The organism is Bradyrhizobium sp. USDA 4504 (assembly GCF_054063995.1).
Genome location: NZ_JBSSGV010000001.1, coordinates 2423077 through 2446929, shown reverse-complemented (window position 1 = coordinate 2446929; position 23853 = coordinate 2423077). Strand labels below are relative to the sequence as shown.

Annotated in this window: 18 protein-coding genes; 13 read left to right on the top strand and 5 right to left on the bottom strand. The window is 65.1% G+C overall.

Annotation, left to right across the window (positions count from 1 at the left end):
- Positions 1–93 precede the first annotated feature (93 nt).
- From ACVMB1_RS10925 to ACVMB1_RS10905, 5 genes are all read left to right on the top strand, one after another.
- Entirely contained in the window at positions 94–1824 is a 1731-nt protein-coding gene (locus tag ACVMB1_RS10925; RefSeq protein WP_456827515.1) for a L,D-transpeptidase family protein, read from the top strand.
- A 102-nt stretch (positions 1825–1926) separates the two neighbouring features.
- Positions 1927–2496 carry a glutathione peroxidase gene (locus ACVMB1_RS10920; protein ID WP_057019911.1) on the top strand — a complete coding sequence of 190 codons (570 nt, stop codon included), beginning with the start codon at positions 1927–1929 and terminating at the stop codon, positions 2494–2496.
- 171 nt (positions 2497–2667) lie between these two features.
- Complete coding sequence (locus ACVMB1_RS10915) at positions 2668–3675, top strand: polysaccharide deacetylase family protein (protein WP_076832034.1); 1008 nt, start codon at positions 2668–2670, stop codon at positions 3673–3675.
- 17 nt (positions 3676–3692) lie between these two features.
- Positions 3693–4250 (top strand): dihydrofolate reductase, encoded by a 558-nt coding sequence (locus ACVMB1_RS10910; RefSeq protein WP_456827514.1) that lies wholly within the window; start codon positions 3693–3695, stop codon positions 4248–4250.
- Between the two features lie 17 nt (positions 4251–4267).
- Positions 4268–4696 (top strand): hypothetical protein, encoded by a 429-nt coding sequence (locus ACVMB1_RS10905; RefSeq protein WP_456835114.1) that lies wholly within the window; start codon positions 4268–4270, stop codon positions 4694–4696.
- A 109-nt stretch (positions 4697–4805) separates the two neighbouring features.
- On the opposite strand, the gene ACVMB1_RS10900 is transcribed toward ACVMB1_RS10905, so the two are convergent.
- Together ACVMB1_RS10900 and ACVMB1_RS10895 are read right to left on the bottom strand one after the other, a co-directional pair.
- Positions 4806–5258, bottom strand: a complete 453-nt coding sequence (locus ACVMB1_RS10900) for a DoxX family protein (RefSeq protein ID WP_057019907.1) — start codon at positions 5256–5258, stop codon at positions 4806–4808.
- A 156-nt stretch (positions 5259–5414) separates the two neighbouring features.
- Positions 5415–7724: an NADP-dependent malic enzyme gene (locus ACVMB1_RS10895; protein ID WP_456827513.1), complete on the bottom strand. Its 2310-nt coding sequence runs from the start codon at positions 7722–7724 to the stop codon at positions 5415–5417.
- Between the two features lie 232 nt (positions 7725–7956).
- On the opposite strand from ACVMB1_RS10895, the gene ACVMB1_RS10890 reads away from it, so the two are divergent.
- Positions 7957–9564 carry a hypothetical protein gene (locus ACVMB1_RS10890; protein ID WP_456848542.1) on the top strand — a complete coding sequence of 536 codons (1608 nt, stop codon included), beginning with the start codon at positions 7957–7959 and terminating at the stop codon, positions 9562–9564.
- Positions 9565–10126: 562 nt separating this feature from the next.
- Here the strand turns inward: ACVMB1_RS10890 and aspS are convergent.
- On the bottom strand, positions 10127–11902 hold the full coding sequence (gene aspS, locus ACVMB1_RS10885; protein ID WP_456827511.1) for an aspartate--tRNA ligase: 1776 nt from the start codon (positions 11900–11902) through the stop codon (positions 10127–10129).
- Between the two features lie 200 nt (positions 11903–12102).
- Here aspS and ACVMB1_RS10880 point away from each other — a divergent pair, with 200 nt between their 5' ends.
- Positions 12103–13575 carry a protein adenylyltransferase SelO gene (locus ACVMB1_RS10880; RefSeq protein WP_456835115.1) on the top strand — a complete coding sequence of 491 codons (1473 nt, stop codon included), beginning with the start codon at positions 12103–12105 and terminating at the stop codon, positions 13573–13575.
- A 109-nt stretch (positions 13576–13684) separates the two neighbouring features.
- Here ACVMB1_RS10880 and ACVMB1_RS10875 read toward each other — a convergent pair whose 3' ends face one another.
- Positions 13685–14674: a zinc-dependent alcohol dehydrogenase family protein gene (locus ACVMB1_RS10875; RefSeq protein ID WP_456835116.1), complete on the bottom strand. Its 990-nt coding sequence runs from the start codon at positions 14672–14674 to the stop codon at positions 13685–13687.
- Between the two features lie 101 nt (positions 14675–14775).
- Between ACVMB1_RS10875 and ACVMB1_RS10870 the strand changes: the two genes are divergently transcribed.
- From ACVMB1_RS10870 to ACVMB1_RS10845, 6 genes are all read left to right on the top strand, one after another.
- The gene (locus ACVMB1_RS10870) at positions 14776–15675 is read left to right on the top strand and encodes a LysR family transcriptional regulator (protein ID WP_310884757.1); all 900 of its coding nucleotides are present in this window, start codon (positions 14776–14778) and stop codon (positions 15673–15675) included.
- 117 nt (positions 15676–15792) lie between these two features.
- Positions 15793–15996 carry a hypothetical protein gene (locus tag ACVMB1_RS10865; protein WP_253590428.1) on the top strand — a complete coding sequence of 68 codons (204 nt, stop codon included), beginning with the start codon at positions 15793–15795 and terminating at the stop codon, positions 15994–15996.
- 42 nt (positions 15997–16038) lie between these two features.
- On the top strand, positions 16039–16533 hold the full coding sequence (locus tag ACVMB1_RS10860) for a YciE/YciF ferroxidase family protein (protein ID WP_028344824.1): 495 nt from the start codon (positions 16039–16041) through the stop codon (positions 16531–16533).
- A 281-nt stretch (positions 16534–16814) separates the two neighbouring features.
- A complete protein-coding gene (locus ACVMB1_RS10855; RefSeq protein WP_456827508.1) occupies positions 16815–17336 on the top strand; it encodes an OsmC family protein in 522 nt (173 codons plus the stop codon).
- 335 nt (positions 17337–17671) lie between these two features.
- Complete coding sequence (chrA, locus tag ACVMB1_RS10850; RefSeq protein ID WP_456827507.1) at positions 17672–18895, top strand: chromate efflux transporter; 1224 nt, start codon at positions 17672–17674, stop codon at positions 18893–18895.
- Between the two features lie 70 nt (positions 18896–18965).
- Positions 18966–20117, top strand: a complete 1152-nt coding sequence (locus ACVMB1_RS10845; RefSeq protein ID WP_456827506.1) for an acyltransferase family protein — start codon at positions 18966–18968, stop codon at positions 20115–20117.
- 151 nt (positions 20118–20268) lie between these two features.
- Here the strand turns inward: ACVMB1_RS10845 and ACVMB1_RS10840 are convergent, their stop codons facing one another.
- Entirely contained in the window at positions 20269–23736 is a 3468-nt protein-coding gene (locus tag ACVMB1_RS10840) for an ATP-binding protein (RefSeq protein ID WP_456827505.1), read from the bottom strand.
- Between the last annotated feature and the right edge of the window lie 117 nt (positions 23737–23853).

Sequence of the window (23853 nt, the reverse complement as noted above, 5' to 3'; positions counted from 1 at the left end):
TACCGCCCTCACGGAAGGGTTAGATCGCTTGCGCTGGTGAACGCTTTGTGCGTCTGCGACAACCAACATGTAGTTTGGACTGGGATTCGGAATATGCGCGCAGGTGGACGGCGGATTTCGGTTTTTGACTTCGCGAATGAGCGGTTCTGGCAGCTGGCAATTCTGACGACCGCCGGCACCGTCGCCGCCTCCACGCAGGCCGATGCAGCGCTCTATTACTGGAACCGCGACTCCGCCTTCTACGGCGACTACGAGCCGATGCCGCAGCCGCACCGGCAAAAGCCGAAGCGCAACACAGCCAAGAAGAATCCGGCGATCGAGAAGGAGGCCGGCAGCAAGCCGCAAGGTCCCCTGATCATCTCGGTCTCGATCGACCAGCAGCGGGTCAGCCTCTACGACGCCAACGGCCTCTATGCCGAGAGCCCGGTGTCGACTGGCATGAAGGGGCATTCGACCCCGATGGGTGTCTTCAGCGTCATCCAGAAGCAGAAGTATCACCAGTCCAACATCTACAGCGGCGCGCCGATGCCGTATATGCAACGCATCACCTGGTCGGGCATCGCCATGCACGCCGGCGTGCTGCCCGGCTATCCGGCGTCCCACGGCTGCATCCGCATGCCGATGTCGTTCGCGGTCAAGATGTACAATTGGACGCGGATGGGCGCCCGCGTCTTCGTCACGCCGGGCACGATCTCGCCGGAAAGTTTCTCGCACCCGCTGCTGGTCACGCAAAAGGTGGCGCCGCAGCAGCCGGTCGCCGACGACATTCTGAAGATGGATGCGCCGCTCGGCGTGAAGAGCGACAAGGGCGCCGACAAGCAGTCTAGTCTCGATTTGCGCAGCAGCGTCGGCCATGCCGCCGCGTCGCTGCGCGACAACACCCACACCGCCGACGCCAGCAGCGCGATGCCGGCAGCGAGTGCGTCAGTGACAATGTCCGATGCATCCTCTTCCACGGCGCGCGACGCCATCGCGGAGAAGATCGCAGCGGACAAGTCCGAGACCGTGAAGCCCGAGACGGCCGCCGCCGACAAGCCGGCCGAGACCAATTCCGCCGGCCACGACAGCAACGCGACCACAGATGACAAGACGGTCGGCGAAACCACCGCCAGCACCGACACGCCAAAGAGCGAGGTCTCCGCAAGCGATCCGGTGAAGGCGGAAGCCAAGGCCGACGAGCCGAAGGCGGACGCCGCCAAGCCTGGTGTTGCCGAGGCGCCCAAGATCGATGCACCGAAGACCGACGCACCGAAGGCCGATGCCTCGAAGGCCGCTGACAAGCCCGCCGAGGCAGCGACTGCAGCCGATGCGCCCGACGCCAAGAAGGATCCGGCGCGGCTGCCGGGCACCGCCAGGATCGACGTGCCGAAGCGCGCCGGCCAGATTGCGGTGTTCATCAGCCGCAAGGATTCCAAGCTCTACGTGCGGCAGAATTTTGCACCTCTGTTCGAGGTGCCGGTGACGATCGCGGCAAGCGACCGGCCGCTCGGCACCCATGTGTTCACCGCACAAGCCGACAAGACCGATACGAACCTGCTGCGCTGGTCGGTGGTGACGCTGCCGACCCGCAACGTCGCCCGCATCGACGTCGAAGAGCGTACCTCGCATCGCCGCAAGGTCGCGGCCGCAGCAGTGGCCGAGGCCAAGCCGCAGCCGGTGACCAACACTCCGGCCGAGGCGCTCGACCGCATCTCCATTCCGGCCGACGTGATGGCGCGGATCAGCGAAGCTCTCGGCACCGGCGGATCGATCATCGTCTCCGACCTCGGTGTGAACCAAGGCGAGACCGGCGAAGGCACTGACTTCATCCTGCCTTTGCGCTGAGGCCATCCGGGCGACCCGCTTCCGGCAATAACGCCTTCTTGAAAGCCTGCGCGTCCCCTCCGGATTATGATCCGGACGAACATCTGTTCCGGGGACGAGACCATGATGGACCGCAGGACCCTGATCGTGACCGCGATCGCCGCAGCCGCGGCATCCCGCCCGCTGCATGCCGAGCAGCCCGCGATAAGCCGGATCACCGCCTACGCCTTCTCATTTCCGGCACTCGGCGGCGGCGATATCAGACTTGCCGACTATGCCGGCCGTCCGCTGATGATCGTGAACACGGCCTCGCTTTGCGGCTTCACGCCGCAATATGCCGGCCTGCAGCAACTCTGGACCGAATTCCGCGATCGCGGCTTCGTCATCATTGGCGTCCCCTCCAATGATTTCGGCGGCCAGGAGCCCGGCGGCCCGACCGAGATCGCCGAGACTGCGCAGCATCAATATGGCGTCACCTTCCCGATCGCGGCGAAAGCAATCGTCCGCGGCGCGAGCGCGCATCCGTTCTACCGCTGGGCGGCGGAGGCCCGGCCGAAGGACGTGCCGCGCTGGAATTTTCACAAATACCTGATCGGCCGCGATGGCTACATCGCCGACGTTTTCGCTGAGTCGGTTGCGCCCGACGACACGCGCATCAAGACCGGGATCGCACGGGCATTGGCGGCCGCCTGAGATATGACGATAATCCCCGGAATTAACTGATCCGACGAGGATTTTGGACACGCGCTCGCCACGTTCATTGCCTTGGCGTCGCCACTGCGACTAGGGTACGATCGGTTGGGGGCGAAGCGACCCGGTCGCGGCAATGCCGGCGTCGGGAGCGCGAGCAGCAGGGAACACGCCATGCGCATTGCGACAGGTCTGATTTTTGCGGGGACCGTATCGTTGCTCGCGTCGAGCGCAGCTTGGTCGCAGACGTCGCCCCCCAAGGGCGCTACTGCGGCACCGACAGCACCAGCACCAGCGGCCGCGGCTCCCGCGCCCGCCGCCGCAGCCCCGGCAGCGGCCACTGCAACCGCAGCCCCGGTTCCGCCGAAGCAACCGCCACAGCCGGCGCGCGCCGCCTGCAACAATCCGAACGCGCTCGGCGTCGGCCGCACGGTCGAGATCGACACCACCGGCGGTCCGGGCTTCGGCTTCGAGCATTTCAAGCAGCTCGACTTCCTGCGCGACCATGAGGTGGTGCTGACCTTCGACGACGGCCCGTGGCCGGGCAACACGCCGGCGGTGCTGAAGGCGCTCGCGGATGAATGCACCACGGGCATCTTCTTCCCGATCGGCAAGCACGCGACCTATCACCCCGAAATCCTGCGGCAGGTCTATGCCGCCGGCCACACGGTCGGCGCCCACACCTGGTCGCACGCCAATCTGAACAACAAGAAGCTGACCGAGGATCAGAAGAAGGACGAGATCGAGCGCGGCTACGCTGCGGTCAAGTGGGCGCTCGAGACCTCACCCTCGCCGTTCTTCCGCTTCCCGGCGCTGCAGCATCCGCCGGAGATGGTGACCTATCTCGGCAACCGCAACATCGCGATCTTCTCCTGCGACCTCGACTCCTTCGACTTCAAGGCGAGCAAGCCGCAGCAGGTGATCGACACCGTGATGAAGAAGCTGAACAAGCTCGGCAAGGGCATCATCCTGATGCACGACTTCCAGAAGCACACCGCGGAAGCGCTGCCCACGCTGCTGACGCAGCTCAAGGCCGGCGGCTACAAGGTGGTCGCGATGCGCGCCAAGTTTCCGGTAACGGTGCTGCCGCAATACGAGCAGGAGCTCGCCAAGGACGTCAAGCTGCCGACCGTAAGCTCGCGCCCGGTGAACAGCGTCGTCACCACCGTCGATCAGCAATAACGCCGGCGACAATCCTGGTGCCGGCGCTGCGTATCGAAGGCTTCGTCATCGTCTCCGCCGATGGCCGGCTGGCGAATGCGCGGAATGTGATGCCCGACGACCTCAAGATCGAGGGCGACAAGCGGTTCTTCACCGCGGCCCTCGACCGCGCCGACCTCGTCGTGCATGGCCGTCACTCCCAGGAAGAGCAGCCAAACGCGCCGAAGCGGCGGCGGCTGATCCTGACCAGCAAGGTCGCGGCCACCGCGCCCGACCCCGACAATCCGAAGGCGCTGTTGTGGAATCCCGCCGGCTGTCCGTTCGAGACGGCGAGCCGCGAGGCCGGCGTGACCTCGGGCATGGTCGCGATCATCGGCGGCCCCGGCGTGTTCGACATGTTCATGGACCGCTACGACACGTTCTGGCTCTCGGTCGCCCCGAAGGTGCGCATCCCCGACGGCGAGCCGTGCTTTCCGGGCGTCCCTGCCCACACCCCGCAACAGGTGCTATCAGCGCACGGCCTGCACGCCGGCGCGCCGCAGCTGATCGATGCCGCGCAGGATGTCAGCGTGACGCCGTGGCGGCGAAGCGCATAGATCCCGAGCAGCTTGCGATGAACAACGGCATGACCTCCGTGGCGAAGGCCGTAGCTCTTGTGGCGATGGCGTCGCTGGTCGCAACCAGCGCAGTCGGCGCCTGCAAAACCACCCTGCGCGGCGAACTCGTGCAAGCGCCCGGCGACCGCAAGGCCTCTGTCGGGGAATTCCTGTACTTCTATCTCGTCGAAATGACGCCGGAGAGCCCGACGGGCTCGGAGAAGCTCTTCCAGTCCTTCGTGGTTCCCAACATGAGCAAGACACTTCCAATTCCGTTCGCCCTGGAGATCGAACAGGCCAAAGACTGCCCAGGCAAACTCGAGCTGCGCGTCGATACCAAAGACCGAGACATCATGCGACTTGGCACGGATGCGTCGTCGGCTGGCAGGAAAACGGTCCGCCTCGAGAGGTTTGAAAGCGTACCTATGTGGGGACCATCTTTCTGAACGTCGCAGAGGGGGTTAGCGCCAGCGTAACCCGCCACCCCTCTTGCCGAATGCGCAGGTCGGCGGGTTACGCCTTCGGCTAACCCGCCCTCCACAGCTGCGTATCGTCCTACACGTCCCCATAGGCCGGGTCGTCGCGGCGCGGGCCGCGGCCGTAGCCGGCGATGATGAACAGCGCGCCGATCAGCGACAGGTTCTTCAGCGCATCGATCAGCGTCCTGAGGTTGTCGGGCGCCGGCTGATTCCAGAAGTCATGGAAGTAGAAGGTGGCGAAGCACACGAAGATGATCAGGAGAATCGCGAAGAACCGCGCCAGCACGTTCACCGCGATCATCAGCCCCGCGACGATCTCGAAGCCGCCGATCGTGACCGCCAGCAGCTGCATGAAGGGCATGCCGACGGCGGTTTCGATCTGCTGCGTATAGGGCGCGACCACGGCCGGGATCGTCACCTTGGCCGCCAGCAGATCCGCCGTCGCCTGGATGCCGAACAGCTTGCTCGCTCCCGAATAGAGGAACAGCACGGCGAACAGGATCCGCCCGAAGGTGATGAACGCTGGCATGGGTCGGCCTCACTGGATGGCGGAAATCGGACGAAGCAGGCGAAGCGATTATGGTCGCTCCGCCTGCCTCGATCAAATCGAATCCATCTCGGTTCAAACACGATGCGGAAAACCGCGCTGCGGTTTTCCGAACATAACGTGCTCAAACAACGGCCGTCAGCCGAACAGCGTCGGCTGCGCGCGGCCGGCGCGCTCCTGGGCTTCGACGGCGGCAACCGCCGTCATGTTGAGGATGCCGCGCGCCGTCACGCCGGGGGTGAGGATGTGCGCCGGGCGCGCCGGACCGATCAGGATCGGCCCCACCGGCAACGCGTTGGCGAGCGATTTGATCATCTGGTAGGCGATGTTGGCGGCATCGAGGTTCGGCATGATCAGGATGTTGGCCTCGCCTTCCAGCCGCGACTGCGGCAGCACCAGGCGCCGCGCCGCCGCCGACAGCGCGGTGTCGCCCTGCATCTCGCCGTCGGCCTCGATCTCCGGATGCTTGTCCTTCAAGAGCTGGGTCGCCCGCCGCATCTTGCGCGAGGAATCCGTGTCATAGCTGCCGAAGTCGGAATGTGACACGAAGGCGACCCTCGGCTTGAAGGCGAAGCGCTGGACGTGGATCGCCGCGAGCGATGCCACTTCAGCGAGTTCCTCCGCGCTCGGGTTCGGCCGCACCTGGGTATCGGCGAGGAAATGGGCGCCGGTGGAGGTGATCATCAGCGCCAGCGCGGCATAGTCGCTGACCCCCGGCAGGAAGCCGATGATCTCGCGGACATGGCGCAGATGGCTCATGTAGCGGCCCTCGACGCCGCACAGCATCGCGTCGGCCTCGCCACGCGACACGGCAAGCGCCGCGATCACGGTATTGTTGGTGCGGACCACGGTCCGCGCGGCCTCCGGTGTCACGCCGCGCCGGCCGGCGACGTCGATATAGGACTGCACATAGGAACGGTAGCGCGGATCGTCCTCGGGATTGATCAGGTCGAAATCGCGGCCGGCCTTGATCGACAGGCCGAAGCGCTTGATCCTGGTCTCGACCACCGACGGCCGGCCGACCAGGATCGGCCGCGCCAGCTTTTCCTCGAGCACCACCTGCGTCGCGCGCAGCACACGCTCGTCCTCGCCTTCGGCGTAGATCACGCGCACCGGCTGGGTCTTCGCCTTGGCGAACACCGGCTTCATGGTGAGGCCGGAGCGGAAGGCGAAGCGTCCGAGATTGGCGGCGTATTCGTCGAAATTGGTGATCGGCCGGGTCGCGACGCCGGACTCGATCGCGGCCCTGGCCACCGCCGGCGCGATGCGCAGGATCAGGCGCGGATCGAACGGGCTCGGGATCAGCGAACCGGGGCCGAACCCCTGGGTCTCGCCGCTCTCGAAACCATGGGCCACCGCATCCGACGGCGGATCGCGCGCGAGCTGCGCGATCGCGTCCACCGCGGCATGCTTCATCGCCTCGTTGATCGCGGTGGCGCCGACGTCGAGCGCGCCGCGGAAGATGAAGGGGAAGCAGAGCACGTTGTTGACCTGGTTCGGAAAGTCCGACCGCCCGGTGCAGATCATCGCGTCGGGACGCGCCAGACGCGCCTCATCCGGCATGATCTCCGGCACTGGATTGGCCAGCGCCATCACCAGCGGCTTGTCGCCCATCTGCTTGACCATTTCGGGCTTCAGCACACCCGGTGCAGACAGTCCGATGAAGATGTCCGCGCCGGGAATGACGTCGGCGAGCACGCGTGCGTCGGTCTTCTGGGTATAGACCGCCTTCCAGCGATCCATCGTGGTGTTGCGGCCCTCATAGACCACACCGTCGATGTCGCAGACCCAGATGTTCTTGCGCTGCGCCCCCATCGAGACCAGCAGATTGAGGGTTGCGATCGCGGCGGCGCCGGCGCCCGAGCAGACGATCTTCACGTCAGACAGTTGCTTGCCGTTCAACAACAGCCCGTTGACGATCGCCGCGGCGACGATGATGGCGGTGCCGTGCTGGTCGTCGTGGAAGACCGGGATCTTCATGCGCTCCTTGAGCTGCGCCTCGATCTCGAAGCACTCAGGTCCGCGGATGTCCTCGAGATTGATGCCGCCGAAGGTCGGCTCCAGCGCGGCAACGGTCTCGACTACGCGCTCGATCGTGTCGGCCTTGATCTCGATGTCGAACACGTCGATGCCGGCGAATTTCTTGAACAGCACCGCCTTGCCTTCCATGACGGGCTTCGAGGCCAGCGGACCGATATTGCCGAGACCGAGCACCGCGGTGCCGTTCGAGACCACGGCGACCAGATTGGCGCGCGCGGTCAGCGTCGCCGCCTCGGCCGGGTTCTTGGCGATCTCGGTGCAGGCGGCGGCCACGCCCGGCGAATAGGCCAGCGCCAGGTCACGCTGGTTGGCAAGCGGCTTGATCGCCTGGATCTCGAGCTTGCCCGGCCGCGGCAGCCGGTGATAGGCGAGCGCCGCGTTGTGGAGTTCTTCAGACGATGACGACATGCGTGCTCCCCGCGTTTCCGGCCCAAATTTCTTGTTTCTGTGCTAATCCAGGCAAAAGTCAGTTGTCCGGCAAATCGAGCCGGATGTGAAGCATGTCCAACCACTTGGATGCAACATCCGATAATATCCCCGTCAATAGGTCCGGGCCGGCCGTTCATCGACGCCTGCCCCTCCCCGCGCCATTCGGCCGGGATTGGCAATTTTTTTCCCTTGATGATCCGGAGTTGACCGAATGAAGAAAATTCTGCTCGGCCTGATCGCCGTGGTTGTGATCGCGGCCGCCGGCTTCTTCGGTTTCGACTTCTACGCCCAGCGCCGGGTCACGCGCGACGTCGAGGCCGCCTTCGAGCAGGTCCGTGCCACTGGCGCCAAGGCGAGCCACGGCAAGATCACGTTCGACGTCAAGAGCCGCACCCTGACGATCGCGGACGTCGCCACCGAGTCGGGGACGCAATCCCCGGTCAGCGTCAAGATTGCCAGTCTCACGATGACCGGCCTCGGTCAAACCGACGCGGCACGGGTCTCCGCCGGCAATGTCGAGTTCAGCGATGTCGAGATCGGCATGTCGGGACCGACCCCGACGATCGCCTCACTGACCTACAAGGCGCCGCGGATCACGGTGAAGGATTATTCCGGCCCCGCCAGCCTGCCCCAGCTTCCGGCGTCGTCGTCGATCTTCGAGCTGTACCGGTCCGCGTTCGGACTGCTCGCGAGCATCAACGCATCATCGGTCGCTGCGCCTAGCCTGACCGGAACGATGACCTTCAGCGCCGCCGCAAAAGCCGGCGACGGCGCCGGCGGCGAATTCGCCTATTCGGGCATCGCCATCGAAAACATGAAGGACGGAAAAATCGCGTCCAGCAAAACCGACAAGGTTGTGTTCACGATCAACCAGCAGGCGGCCGGCAAGCCGATCAAAATGACCGGCGAGCTCGCCAACATCGCCGCGACCGATATCGACGTCGGCGCGATGGCTGCGATATTCGATCCAGGCAAGGCCAACGATGACAGGGAGTATCGGATCCAGGGACACGTTTCGGCCGGTCCTTATGTCATTACCGCCGGGCCCGGTGTGAACATGCGGATCGAGGGAGTGACCGTCGACGACACCAGGATCAATCCGTCACGGATGCAACTGCCGGCGCTGCTGGCAATGATCCCGCCGCAAGGGAGTCCGCCGCCGTCTGCCGCCCAGGCACGCGAACTGCTGGACAAGGTCGCCGGCCTCTATTCGGGCATCGGAATCGCAGATGCCGAGATGCATGGGCTCTCGGTCGAGACGCCGCAGGGCCCGCTCAAGCTCGCCTCGATGCGGTTCAACTTCGAACACGGCAAGATCGGCGAGCTTGCGGTCGAGGGACTCGATACCCGTGCGCCGAACGGTCCCATCAAGGTCGGACGCTTTGCGCTGAAGTCGCTCGACGTCGCCAACTTCATGCGGCTCTCGGCGCAGTTCGCCGCGCAGAAGCCGTCGGCCGAACAGGCGCTGGCGCTATTCCCGCTGATCGAAGGCGTCGAGGTCAAGGGCGTCGCGTCGCCCTACAAGGCCACCGGCAAGCCGGTCAACATCGACGTCCTCAGCCTCGACTGGGGTCAGTTCGTCGGATCGATCCCGAGCAAGCTGCGGCTGACCGCGAAGCTGGCGGCGCCGCTCGATGCGGCCGATCCGCGGCAGCAACCGCTCGTCGCTGCCGGGATCGACCGGGATGGCCGTCGACGCCGATCTCGGCGCCGTCTGGACCGAGACCTCACGCGCGTTCGCGCTCGAGCCGGTCAAGCTCGACATCGCGGGCCTGCTGAGCGCGTCGGCGAAGGTCACGCTCGGCAACGTGCCGCGTGAGGCATTCTCGACCAGCGCCGCGGAAGCAATGGGCGCGGCCGCGCAGATCGAAACCGGCACGATCGAGCTCGCGGTCCACGACCTCGGCGTCATCGATCTCGCCGTCGCTCAATTTGCGCGCACCCGGAACGTCAGCCGCGACGAGGCGCGCAAGGTCATCCTCGACGCCATCAAGGCGCAGGGCGGCGAGATCGGCGGGGGTAATCCCGACGCCACCGCGCTCGTCACCGCGATCGGCCAGTTCATCGAGACGCCGGGACAGACGCTGGTCATCAAGCTCACTCCGCGCGCGAAGGCGCCGGCGCTTCAGCTGATGCAGCTCCTCAAGACCGATCCGCAATCGGCGCTGGCGCAGTTCCGGATCGAGGCCTCGACGGGGTTGTGATTGCTGGGCCCTTACCTGCTTTTCCCTCTCCCCGTTCTTACGGGGAGAGGGTCAGGGTGAGGGGCTGCTTCTGCAAAATTGCTGTCGAACGGACTCGCGGAGGCTCCCCCTCACCCGGATTGCATCTAACGATGCAATCCGACCTCTCCCCGCAGGCGGGGCGAGGTGAAGGCCCGCCTAACCCTTCGCCGGCAGGTTGGTGCGGATGTGCAGCTCCTTAAGCTGCTTCGGCGTTGCTTCCGACGGCGCGCCCATCAGCAGGTCCATGGCCTGCTGGTTCATCGGGAACAGCGAGATCTCGCGCAGATTGTTGGTGCCGCAGAGCAGCATCACGATACGGTCGAGGCCGGCCGCCATGCCGCCATGCGGCGGGGCGCCGTACTGGAACGCACGGTACATGCCGCCGAAGCGGTCGATGACCTCCTGCTCGCCATAGCCTGCGATCTCGAACGCCTTCACCATCGCTTCCGGCTTGTGGTTGCGGATGCCGCCGGAGGCGATCTCGTAGCCGTTGCAGGCGATGTCGTACTGGAACGCCTTAATGGTCAGCGGGTCCTGCGTCGTCAGCGCGTCGAGGCCACCCTGCGGCATCGAGAACGGGTTGTGCGAGAAGTCGACCTTCTTGTTCTCCTCGTCATACTCGTACATCGGGAAGTCGACGATCCAGGCGAGCTCGAACCGGTCCTTGTCGATCAGGTTCAATTCCTCGCCGAGCTTGGTGCGCGCGAGACCCGCAAACTTCCAGAATTTCTCGGGATCGCCGGCGACGAAGAACGCAGCATCGCCCTCCTTGAGGCCGAGTTGATCGCGGATCGCAGCGGTGCGCTCGGGGCCGATGTTGTTCGCCAAGGGGCCTGCGCCCTCGCCGCCCTCGCGCCACATGATGTAGCCGAGACCCGGCTGGCCTTCGCCCTGCGCCCACGAGTTCATGCGGTCGCAGAACGCGCGGCTGCCGCCGCCGGTGCCCGGGATCGCCCAGACCTGGTTCTTCGGGTCTTCGAGCATGCGCGCGAACACCTTGAAGCCGGAGCCGCGGAAGTGCTCGGAGACTTCCTGCATCACGATCTTGTTGCGCAAATCGGGCTTGTCGGAGCCGTATTTGCGCACGGCCTCCGCAAACGGAATCCGCGGCCAGTTCCTCGTGACCGGCTTGCCCTTGGCAAAGTCCTCGAACACGCCGGTGATGACAGGCTCCATCGCCGCGAACACGTCGTCCTGGGTGACGAAGCTCATCTCGACGTCGAGCTGATAGAACTCGCCCGGCAGACGGTCGGCGCGCGGGTCCTCGTCGCGGAAGCACGGCGCGATCTGGAAGTAGCGGTCGAAGCCCGACATCATCAACAGCTGCTTGTACTGCTGCGGCGCCTGCGGCAGCGCGTAGAACTTGCCGGGATGGATGCGCGACGGCACCAGGAAGTCGCGCGCGCCTTCCGGCGAGGATGCCGTCAGGATCGGGGTCTGGAATTCGAAGAAGCCCTGCTCCTTCATCCGCTTGCGCATGGAATCGACCACCGCGCCGCGGGTCATGATGTTCTGGTGCAGCTTCTCGCGACGCAGGTCGAGGAAGCGATATTTCAGCCTGATATCTTCGGGATATTCCTGCTCGCCGAACACCGGCAGCGGCAGCTCGGCCGCCGGGCCCAGCACCTCGATCTCCTTGATGTAGATCTCGACCATGCCGGTCGGCAGCTCCGGATTGTCGGTGCCGGCGGGACGGCGGCGCACCTTGCCGTCGATCCGCACCACCCATTCGGAGCGGAACTTCTCGACCTCGACGAATGCCGGCGAGTCCGGATCTGCCACGCATTGGGTGATGCCGTAATGGTCGCGCAGATCGACGAACAGCACGCCGCCATGGTCGCGGACCCGGTGAACCCAACCCGAAAGCCGGACCGTCTGGTCGATATCGCCCTCTCGGAGCGCGCCGCATGTGTGTGACCGGTAGCGATGCATAGTCGTTCCAAAAACTGATGTCGGAGGAGAATCGCGATAGGAAACTTCCTATCCGAAGGCGCTGGGTTTACCCGAGCCCGCTCGGGGCGGCAACCAAGGGAACGCCCGCTTTTGGCCCGAAACTGCAGATTTTGCTGCGATCCGGCGCCAGATGGGCGCCAATCGTTTGCCTATTCGGCCCGCAGGCCTATCTTCGGGATATGACCATTCATTTCCCGTTCCAGAACACCTATTCGGCGCTGCCGGCGAACTTTTTCGCCCGCGTCGCGCCGACCCCGGTGGCCGCCCCCCGGCTGATCAAGCTGAACCGGCCGCTCGCGGTCCAGCTCGGGCTGGACCCGGACCTGCTGTCGGCGCCGGAGGGCGCCGAGATCCTTGCCGGAAAGCGGCTGCCTGACGGCGCCGACCCGATCGCCATGGCCTATGCCGGCCATCAATTCGGGCACTTTGTTCCGCAGCTCGGCGACGGCCGCGCCATCCTGCTCGGCGAGGTCATCGACAAGGACGGCGTCCGCCGCGACATCCAGCTCAAGGGATCCGGCCCGACCCCGTTCTCCCGCCGCGGCGACGGCCGAGCTGCGCTCGGTCCGGTCTTGCGCGAATACATCGTCAGCGAGGCGATGTTCGCTTTGGGCATCCCGACCACCCGCTCGCTCGCCGCCGTCGTCACCGGCGAGCCCGTGATGCGCGAGACCGCGCTGCCCGGTGCGGTGCTGACCCGCGTCGCCGCGAGCCACATCCGCGTCGGCACCTTCCAGTTCTTCGCCGCCCGCGGCGACACCGACGGCGTGCGCGCGCTCGCCGACCATGTCATCGCCAGGCACTATCCCGAGCTGACGGACGCCGCCCAGCCCTATCACGCGCTGCTCGCCGGCGTCGTGGCGCGGCAGGCCGCGCTGGTCGCGCGCTGGCTCCTGGTCGGCTTCATCCACGGCGTGATGAACACCGACAACACCTCGATCTCGGGCGAAACCATCGATTACGGTCCCTGTGCCTTCCTTGATGCCTACAACCCGGCGCAGGTGTTCTCATCGATCGACGAGATGGGCCGCTACGCCTATGCCAACCAGCCGCGCATCGCGTTGTGGAATCTGACCCGGCTCGCCGAATGCCTGCTGCCGCTGTTCGCAGACGAGCAGGAGAAGGCCATCGAGCAGGCGCAAGTGATCCTCGGCGAATTCCCCGAAAAGTTCACCGCGGCCTACAACGCCGGGCTGCGCGCCAAGGTCGGCCTGTTCACCGCGCGCGACGGTGACGAGGCGCTGATCCAGGACCTGCTCGACGCGATGGCCAAGAACGCGGCCGACTTCACGCTGACCTTCCGCCATCTCGGCGAGGCCGCAAGCGATGACGCCGCGGACGTCCGCGCGCAGTTCACCGATCCCGCGGCGTTCGACGAATGGGCCGCCCGCTGGCGCACCCGCCTCGCGCTGGAGCCGCAAGCGCCGGCCGAGCGCAAGGCCGCGATGCAGGCGGTCAATCCGGCCTTCATCCCGCGCAACCACCGGATCGAGGCGGTGATTGCGGCTGCGGTGAACTCGGATGACTACGCGCCGTTCGAGGAATTGCTGACGGTGCTGGCAAAACCCTATGAGGACCAGCCGCAGTTCGCGGCCTACGCCGATCCGCCGCTCCCCGAGCAGCGCGTGACGCAGACGTTCTGCGGGACGTGAGGTCTTTCCGCCGTCATTGCGAGGAGCGCAGCGACGAAGCAATCCATACCTCCGTGCATGCGAGCCGATGGATTGCTTCGCTTCGCTTGCAATGACGTTGGTGCGACCCTCACACCGTCACCACGATCTTGCCGAACTGCGTGTTCGACTCCAGGTACCGGTGCGCCTCGACGATCTCCTCGAACGCAAACGTCCTGGCGATGATCGGCCTCAAGGTGCCATCGGCAAGCCCGTCGAGGATGAACGCCTTCGCCGCGGTAAGCCGCGCGGGATCGCGCACGATCTCGTGCACGAGGTAGCCGCGCAGGGTCAGGCTCTTGCCGAGCACGTTGGCGAGCGGAAACGGCGTCGGCTCAGGACTGAGTCCACCATATTCGATCAGGATGCCGCCGGGTGCCATCGCCGCCGTCAGCGGCACGAAGGCGGGGCCACCGACGGCATCGAGCACCACGCGCACGCCGTTCGGTCCCGCGATCTGCTCCAGCCTTGATTGCAGATCCTGCTCCGCCGACGCGATCACGTGCGCCGCGCCGGCCTCGCGCAGCGCCTGCGCCTTGGCCGATGTCCGCGTCACCGCTATCGGGACCGCGCCGATCCGGTTGGCGATCTGGATCGCCGCGAGCCCGACGCTGCTCGACGCCGCTGTGATGACGACGAACTCGCCTCGCCCGAGCCTTGCAAGATCGACCAGCGCACCGAACGCGGTGAGATACTGCATCCACACCGCAGCGGCCGTTTCAAAACCGAGCGCGGGCGGATGCTTGACGACAAGCTCCGCCGGAAAGGTCGCGAGCTCGGCATGGGCCGGCCAGCGCACCATCGAGACCGGCGGCACGATGCTCACGGCATCGCCCGGCGCAAATTCTTCGACGCCTTCGCCGATCGCCGCGACAATCCCGGCGGCTTCCAGCCCGAGGCCGGACGGCAGCGTCGCGGTCTCGATATAGCTGCCCCGGCGCAGCGAGGCCTCGGCGCGGTTGAGCCCGAGCGCCTTGACTCGGATCTGAACCTCGCGGGGCGCCGGCGGCGCAACCGCGATCTCCTCGATACGCAGCACCTCGGGACCACCATGCTGGTGAAAGCGGACGCCGCGGGCCATGGGCGAACTCCAAAACAATTGAATGGAATGCCGCTATGCCCGGCGGCGATCGCCGGATAAATCACCCGGTAGCTCCGACAATCGAAACCAGGAGTTTTGAATTGGATCGCCTCACCAGCATGGCCGTCTTCGTCAGGGCGGTCGATCTCGGCTCGTTCGCGGCCGCCGCCGATGCGCTCGAGATGTCGGCCCCGATGGTCGGCAAGCATGTGCGCTTCCTCGAACAACGGCTCGGCGTCCGCCTGCTCCATCGCACCACGCGGCGGCAGAGCCTGACCGATTCAGGGCAAGCCTATTACGAGCGCTGCCGCATCGTGCTCGGCGAGGCCGAGGCGGCCGACGCGCTCGCCTCCGATCAATCGTCGCAGCCGCGCGGGCGGCTGCGGGTGACGATGCCGGCGCTGCTCGGCCGCTACTGCATCGTCCCCACGCTGCTGAAGCTCGCGCAGAAATATCCCGCGCTCGAGCTCGATCTTTCGTTCGGCGATCCGATCGCCGATCTGATGGAGGGCGGTCACGACCTTGCGATCAGGACCGGCGAGCTCAACGAGCAATCCGGCGTGATCGCGCGGCGCATCGCGCGCCAGCGCATGGTGGTGTGCGGCTCGCGCGCCTATCTGAAGGCCCATGGCAGGCCGCGCACGCTCGACGAGCTCGGCCGGCACCAGGCGATCGTCTACCGCCGCTCGGGCCGCGTTCGCCCCTGGCTGTTCCCGCGCGCCGGTCTTGCGCCGCACGAGGTCTGGCCGGCCGGGCGGCTCAGGCTCGACGACCTCGAAGCCATCGCGGATGCCGCAGCGCGCGGCATGGGGCTGGCGTGGCTGCCCTCCTGGCTGGTGCGCGAACGCCTCGACACCGGCGCGCTGGTCCGCGTTCTCGGCGACAGCGGGGAATTTCCCTACGATTGCCACGCGCTGTGGCTGCCGACGCCGCGACTGCCACTCAAGATCCGCTTTGCGGTGGATGCGCTCGCGGCCGCGCTGCCGAAGCTCGTGGCGTAGCGCCGCGCCCCCGATTTGTTTGCAACGATTTCGCGCGCGCATCGTTGGCCGTGCAGCGCGGAACGTGCCGCCTCGTCCGATCCAGGTTCCGTGCCGCCGTGATGATGGAGCGCCAGCATGAACCAGCGCGATGACGACCTGAAAACCGCGATCGAGCGCAGCAACCCGAACGGCGTCGAGCCGCCCTTCTCCGAGGACGATCTGCAGCGACAGCAACTCGGGCCGCGCGGCGTGCCCGGGCAACCGGACCCGGCGAAGATGACGCCACAACGCGCCAAGAAGACGCCGGTCGATTCCGGTTCCGGCGGCCACACCGCCTGAACGCCGAAACAACCTGAACGCCGAAACAAGAAGGGTTTCACGATGAGGATCACCAGCTTCAAGGACATGTATGTCGCCGAGCTTCAGGAACTCGCAAGCGTCGAGGAGCAGCTCGCCGTGGCGCTGGCGCGGATGGCGGAGATCGCCTCGCATCCGTCGCTCAAGGATGCGTTCAGCCGCCATCACCGCGAGACCATCGTGCAGGGCGAGCGGTTGAAGTCGCTGCTGCGGATGCACGGGGCCGATCCGCTGGAGCACACCGACCAGGCCATGCAGGCGCTGATCCACGAGACCGCCAAGATGGTCTCGCTGCTGCCCGACGACAATCTGCGCGATGCCGGCCTCGTCGCGTCGGCGCAGAAGCTCGCGCATTACGAGATCGCCGCCTATGGCAGCGCGGCCGCCCTCGCCGGTCAGCTCAATCTGCGCGACGACCAGCGGCTCCTGCACGACAGTCTCGACGAAGAGCGGCACGTCGACACGCTGCTGACGGCGCTCGCCAAGGGCGAGATCAACCAGGACGCCCTCGCCGCGTGACACGGCAGGATGGGTGGCCCGTAGGATGGGTAGAGCGCAGCGAAACCCATCAGCTCATCTCGCGAGCGGCACCACTATGGGTTTCGCGGAGTTCTATCAACGGGGCCGCGCCTTGCGCGGCCCCGTTGGCTCTACTCATCCTACGCATCGACGCGCGCGGGAAAAATGCTGCTGCAAATTTCGCGCTTCGCGGAGCTGCTGTCGTTTTTATCTCGCGACTATTGCCCTGCATGGGCCGTTCGATCAGCCTCTCGTGATTGATGCCATGGGGAAGACGAACGATGAGCTTCAGGTTCAAGCAGGTTTTCGCAGACACCCAACAGGCGCTCGGCGCCGAACCGGCGCAGGCGCAGGCCGTGTTCCAGGCGACTTCGCAACTCGGCGACGGCGTCAATAGCCGCGTTGCCGTGCGGCAATTCAACGTCAGCGTCGACGAGCCACCGGCGCTGGGCGGCGAGGACACCGCACCGAACCCGGTCGAGTACATTCTCGCCGCGCTCGGCTCGTGCCAGGAGATCACCTATCGGCTCTATGCCGACGCGCTCGGCATTCCCCTCAACGGCGTGTCCGTCAAGCTGTCGGGCGCCATCGATCTGCGCGGCTTCTTCAGCGTCGATCCAGACGTGCGAGCCGGTTTCCAGCAGATCGAGGCCGAGGTCGCCATCGACAGCCCGGCCTCCGCGGCCGACATCGCCCGGCTGAAGGAAACCGTCGACCGTCATTGCCCCGTGCTGGACATCCTGCGCAACCCGACGCCGGTGGATCTGAAGCTGCGCACCGGACCGCTCAGCGTAGCCGTCTAGCTTCGCGATGTGAGCGTTAACTCACTCTCCACCATGCGCCGAGGCCGGCAGCGGTAACCATAAGGCTTAACAGCGCGTCAACGCTCCCCCAACAAGTCTAACTGTTTCTGATGGGGAGAATGGCCCGTGGACGCATTTGCATTCGAATTTATGGGATTGGCGATGATCGCGCTCTGTCTCGTCGTGCTGGCGATGCCCGCCGCGCGCCGGCCGTCGAAGAACATCCGCTACGAGTGAGAGCCGCGAGAAATAACGCGCTCAAACGTCATCGAATGGCGATATGCTCGCGCTGACGAGTCCCGACCTGGGACGCAAATTGCCGGAATTGACGACGCTTGAACGACACCGACGTCCCGCAGCCAGGCCCAGCGCCCGCCACCGCGAGCTCGACGCACTCGCCGCTCGAGGTGCTGCTCATCTTCTTCAAGCTCGGCGTCAGCTGCTTCGGCGGCCCGATCGCCCATATCGGCTATTTCCGCGACGAGTTCGTCACCCGCAGGCGCTGGCTTGACGAACAGGCCTATGCGGATCTGGTCGCGCTCTGCCAATTCCTGCCGGGCCCTGCGAGCAGCCAGGTCGGCTTTTCGCTCGGCCTGATGCGCGCCGGGTACCTGGGGGCGCTGGCCGCCTGGACCGGATTCACGCTGCCCTCGGCGATCGCGCTCGTGCTGTTTGCCTTCGGCGCCAGCGGATTGAGTGGCCCGGTGGGTAGCGGCCTGGTGCATGGCCTCAAGCTGGTTGCGGTGGCGATCGTCGCCCAGGCCGTCTGGGGCATGGCGCGCTCGCTTTGCTCCGATCGCGAACGCGCCTCGATCGCGACGGTCGCAGCACTCGTCATCCTCGCCAGTTCGTCGTCGATCGCGCAGATCGGCGCGATCATTCTCGGCGCCATCGCCGGGCTTTGGTTCTGCCGGGCGCACCAGGCCAACGGAGTCACCCATATCGCGATGCCGGTATCGCGCCGCGTTGGCGTCGCGGCGCTGATCCTGTTTGTCGCGCTGTTGGTCGGACTGCCGCTGCTGTCGCGGACATGGCCCGGCCTCGGCCTGTTCGAGGCCTTCTACCGCTCGGGCGCATTGGTGTTCGGCGGCGGCCACGTCGTGTTGCCGCTGCTGCGCGAAGCCGTGGTGACGCCGGGCTTTATCGGCGACGATGCGTTCCTGACCGGCTACGGCGCCGCGCAGGCGGTGCCGGGCCCGCTGTTCACCTTTGCCGCCTATCTCGGCGCCGTGATCGGCGGCCTGCCGGGCGCGATCGTCGGCCTCGTCGGCGTCTTCCTGCCGGGACTTCTCGTGCTGCTCGCGGCGCTGCCGTTCTGGGATAGCTTTCGCAAACGGCCGGCGGCGCAGGCGATGATGCGCGGCGTCAACGCCGCCGTCGTCGGCCTTCTGGGGGCCGCGCTCTACAATCCGGTGTGGACCAGCAGCGTGCACCGTCCGCTCGATTTCGGCATCGCGCTGGCCGGCTTCGTCCTGCTCACGGCATGGCGCGCGCCGCCGCTCGTGGTGGTCGTGCTCAGCGCGGCCGCCGGCATCGCCACGGGGCTCCTGCAATCGTGAACGATCGCGCGGTCGTTTCGCCGGGTGGATTAAGAACGCCTTCATGCCTCGCCGCCACGATAGCGGATATATGCCGAGCGTTTCTAAACAACCGGATCCGACCCGGGTTCCCGTGCTGGACCTGCTGCGGCTCGCCGCGGTCGGGGCCGTGATCCTGTACCATTACGGCTTCTGGGGCGTGGCATCGAACGGCGTGCAAAAGGTGGCGATGCCGTACCTCGCCCCGGTCGCGCAATACGGCTTCCTCGGCGTCCCCGTGTTCTTCGCGATCTCTGGCTTCGTCATCGCCTATTCCGCCGAAGGCCGCACGCCGGTCGGTTTCGCGATCGCCCGCTTCAGCCGGATCTATCCGACCTTCGTCATCTGCATGACGCTGACCTTCCTCGCGACGCTGCTGTTGGGCCACGCGTACTTCCACGTGACGTGGGGGCAATGGCTGACAAACCTGTTCATCGCGGCCCCGATGCTCGGTCAGCCCTACATGGACGATGCCTACTGGTCGCTGGTGATCGAGGTCGTGTTCTACGTCTGGATCGCGCTGTTCCTGACCTGGGGCGTCTTTCCGCGGCGCATCGACACGATCATCGTGGCGTGGATCGCAATCACCTTCGCCAACGAGCTGACCCTCGACGTTCCGCTGTTCGAAAAGCTGTTCATGGCCGACGACAGCGGCTTCTTCGCCGTCGGGCTCCTGATCTATGAGCATTACCGGGGACGGCGCGACACCAGGCTGTACAGCCTGCTGACGCTGGCGATCGGCACGGCGACGTTCCAGGCCGTGCACAAGCTGGAGCGGCTCGGCGTCCACACCCATGGCAGCTTCGATCCCCGCGTCGTGACGGTGATCTGCATCGTCTCGCTCGGCATCGTGTTCGCCGCCACTCGCATCAAGTCGGTAGCCCTGCCTGCAGGCCTCGTCAGGGCCGTCGGCGGCATCACCTATCCGCTCTATCTGCTGCATCTGCAGCTCGGCTACGTCATCCTGCTCTTGATCACACCAACGCCGGACGCGCTGTCGACCGCGCTGGTCGTGACGGGCATGGTGGTGCTGGCATGGCTCGTCTGGCGCTTCCTCGAAGGCCCCGCGCATTATCTCGTCAGGGACAGGCTGACGACGCTGGCCTCGCGGCACGGATGGCCGTCACGCGTTCGCGCGAACGAAGCCCGGATCGATCGGGACGACGTTGCCTCGCCAATCGAGGCCAGCATCGCCAACCGCTGATCAGTTCGGCGCACATCGCCGGAACAGCATCCACCCAACGTTGCCGCCGCCGCGAACTTGGGCCGAAGCGAGCACCATCATTCATCTGCGATGCGTGGAGACGACGGTCAGGCGCAAGCGGGCGGACGGGCCCCGGGGCGCCTCTGTATCCTTAGACCCGCCCGCTCCATTCTTGATCTCCGGGCATTTCCATTGCCAGTTCATTCGCCAGCTCGAGCGCTTCCTTGACGTCAGGCGTACCTAGACCTTCCGTGAACGTTCGAACGACGGGTAGCAACAGCTCGGCTGCTCGCGCCTGTTTGCCGGAATGTCGCCATAAGCGCGCCAGGCTGACAGCTGACCGTAATTCAAAGGACCGCGCGCTTTGCCTGCGCGCCAGCTCGATCGAGGCGAGGAACATTCGCTCGGCGGATTCAACGGACGATGATCTCGAATCATTGAGCGTCATCTCACCTTGCAGACGATAGATCTCAGCTTCGTAAAAATGCTCTCCCGTTCTTCTCCCGATCGCCAGTGCGCTGTCGAGTTCGTGCAAGGCAGCATCCGGCAAGCCGGCACTTGCATAAGCCTTCGCGAGCAGGCTTCTGAACCAGCAACTGGCTAGCCGGGCGCTCATGCCCTCGTAGGCGTCGATAGCCATTCGCATCTGGTTCAATCCCTCATCGACATTCCCGAGCTCGGTCATCGCCCATCCTCGCAGGATGGTTGTCTGATGCTTCCAGTGCAGGAAGCCGTGTTCCGATGAGAGAGCCAGTGCCCTGTTGGTGTAGTCGTGGGTCCCTTCGACATCGCGGAGATGCTGGCAAACGTAAGCGCCGAATGTCAGCGCAAATGATAACGTGAAGGGGTGGCGAAGGTCTTCCGCTTCCGAAATAGCCTGCTGGCTATATCGGCGCGCCGCGTCAGGACGGCCCAGAAACCACGACACGTACCCGAGATACGAGAGCGAGACGATGCCAGGATGGATGCCATGCGTTGCCGTCAGGGCGCCGTGTAGATCAGGACTGTACAGATTCCTGAAGCGATGAAGGTGATGTTCGGCAGCGACAAACCGCCCGCGGTACAGCATCGTCATCGCGATGGCCCGATGCGCCTCGATCAGATATCCCGTCTGTTGCGTCGCGGACGAACTTTGGTTCGACGCCTCGCGCCTTGCGAACTGCAGGAGCTCCGCGCTCAGCTCATGCGCCCGTGCGAGATCGCCGCGGATGAAGTGGCACACCCAAAGTCCGCGCGTCGCCGCAAAGACCTTCGCCATGTTGCCAAGATTCCGGCCGAGTTCGAGCGCGCGAACATAGTTCTCCTCGACTTCCTGCACGGCGTATCCCTTTGCCGCGATCAGGGCAGTGCCCAGGGCGATGCGAAGCTCAAGCTCGGACTCGTTTCGGCCCTGCATGCCGGGTGAGGCTTGCAGAACCCCGAGCCCACGACGCAAATGACCGATCGCCTCCAGAGTCGCACCCTTCATTGCGGCCTGCTTTCCGGCCTTGAGCCAGAAACCCGCGGCCGGCTCGCTTTGTCCAGATTCGGTCAGGTGGTAGGCGAGAAGCTCCGGTTCGCGCTCGATCTTTTCCGGATATTTTTCGGCGAGCACGCGTCCGATCTTGGCGTGCAGCGTCCGTCTTTCCCTGTGCAACAAGCTTTCATGCGCCGCATTCTGGATCATCACGTGCTTGAACGAGTACAGCGCCTCCGGCAGAAAGCCGAAGCGGACGATTAATCCGGCTGCCTCCAGATGGTTCAGGGCGGCTTCGATCTGGTCCGCCGGCGCTTCGGCAACCTCGCGAAGGATCTCATAAGAAAACTCGCGGCCGATGGTGGCGCCGATCTGCGCGATTTTCTTGAATGATCCCATCCGGTCGAGGCGGGCCATCAGGGAATCGTTCAATGTCGCGGGAATAGCGAGCTGATGCCACGGACCGGACAAGACGTAACGTCCATGCTGCTCAGTCAAGACGTCGGATTCGAGAACGGCCTTGGTCAGCTCTTCAAGGAAGAGCGGCACACCATCGGTTTTGACAATGATGTCCTCAATCACCTCTCGGGGAAGCTCCTTTTCTCCAGCCACACGTTCGACCAATAACGTGCGGACCTGTCGGCCGAGACGCTTGAGGTTCGCACTGATGGTGTGCGCGTGATCCTTCCAACCCGGCTGAAACTCCGGACGACCGGTGATCACGACAAGGATCGACGTGGTGCGAACGTTCTCCACCAGCAGATCGAGTACGGCCCGCGAGGTGGGATCGATCCAATGTGCGTCCTCAAAATCGATCAGGAGCGTCTGCCCGCGCGCTTGCGCGAGCAGATGGTTGACGAGCGTGGCGATCGTCGCATCCTTCAGCTGTTGCGGCGAGAGATCCAGGGCCGCGTAGCGGTCCCCGGTGGGAATTGAAAGCAACGCCGCAAGGATCGGCACCACTGTGTCCGCCTCGCCGTTCGAGGCGGCGACACCAGCTTCAAGCTTTGTCAGCCAAAGCGCAGACGCGTTCTCGCCGTCAAGGCCGAGCGCGAATTTGAGATGCTCGATGAAGGGGTGAAAAGCGGTGCTGCTGTAATAGGGAGAGCACTGGAACGAAACTTGTCCGTGCTGATCACCTGCGATCCGCTCCCGCAATTCCTGAACGATCCTGGACTTTCCAATTCCCGGCTCGCCGGTCAGCAGCACGACCTGCCCCTCATGGGCTTTCGCTTGCTGCCAACGCGTGAGCAGCAGCGCAACCTCTTCGGTGCGGTTGACCAGCGGCGTCAATCGGGAGCCCATGGCTGCGGCAAATCGCGTCTCGGCGCGGCAGGGCCGAACCACGAGCCAGGCCTGGGCCTTCGCGGATATCCCCTTCAGCGCGTGAAATCCGAAGTCCTGGTAGTCGAACTTTCCTCTCAGCAGGGATTGCGTCGAAGACGCAATCACGACGCCGTCCGGAGGCGCCAAGGCCTGCAGACGGGCAGCCAGATTTGGCGTCTCGCCGACTGCGGAATCGTGCTCCTCGGTGTCCTGTCCAACCAGGTCTCCGACGACAACAAGGCCGGTCGCAATCCCGATGCGCACACTGGGCTCATGACTTGCAACGTCGCGGGCGTCACTCGCTCTCGCCGACGACAGGCTCCGTACAATTTCGAGCGCCGCGCGCACCGACCGCTCGGCGTCATCCTCATGCGCATTCGGATAGCCGAAATAGACCAGAATGCCGTCCCCGAGGTAGCGGGCCGCGAAGCCTTCGTACCGCTTGACCACGCTGACGCACTTTTCCCTGAAGCTCGCGATCACGTCGCGGACGTCTTCGGGATCGAACTGCTCGGACAGCGAGGTCGAACCGACCATGTCGCAGAACATCACGGTCAGCTGGCGCCGCTCGGCGCTCACCGCCGCGCTTTCCGCGACGCTCCTACCGCCGGCGGGACCTTTTGCCGAACGGGTCAGGGAAGCAACCGCGCGCTGCAAGCGCTTGCGGTCTCCCAGCGGAAGTCCAAGTTCGACCAGATCCTGCTCGGTCAAATCGGGCAGGATGTCCAAACCGATGCGATGCAGGACAAAGAGGTCGCTATACTGGCCGAGATCAACGGTTTCGAGCCAGTGCTTGAGAGCAGCCTCCATATCGGCGCTTGGCTGTTTCTCCGGCATTGTGATCCGTCCGACTGCGGGCCATTGGCGACAATGGGCCTCGTTCGACGATGCCAAGGGACCTGTTTACCCCAGACTGGACGCGTTCACAAAGTGCGAAAACAAGGAGCAGACCGA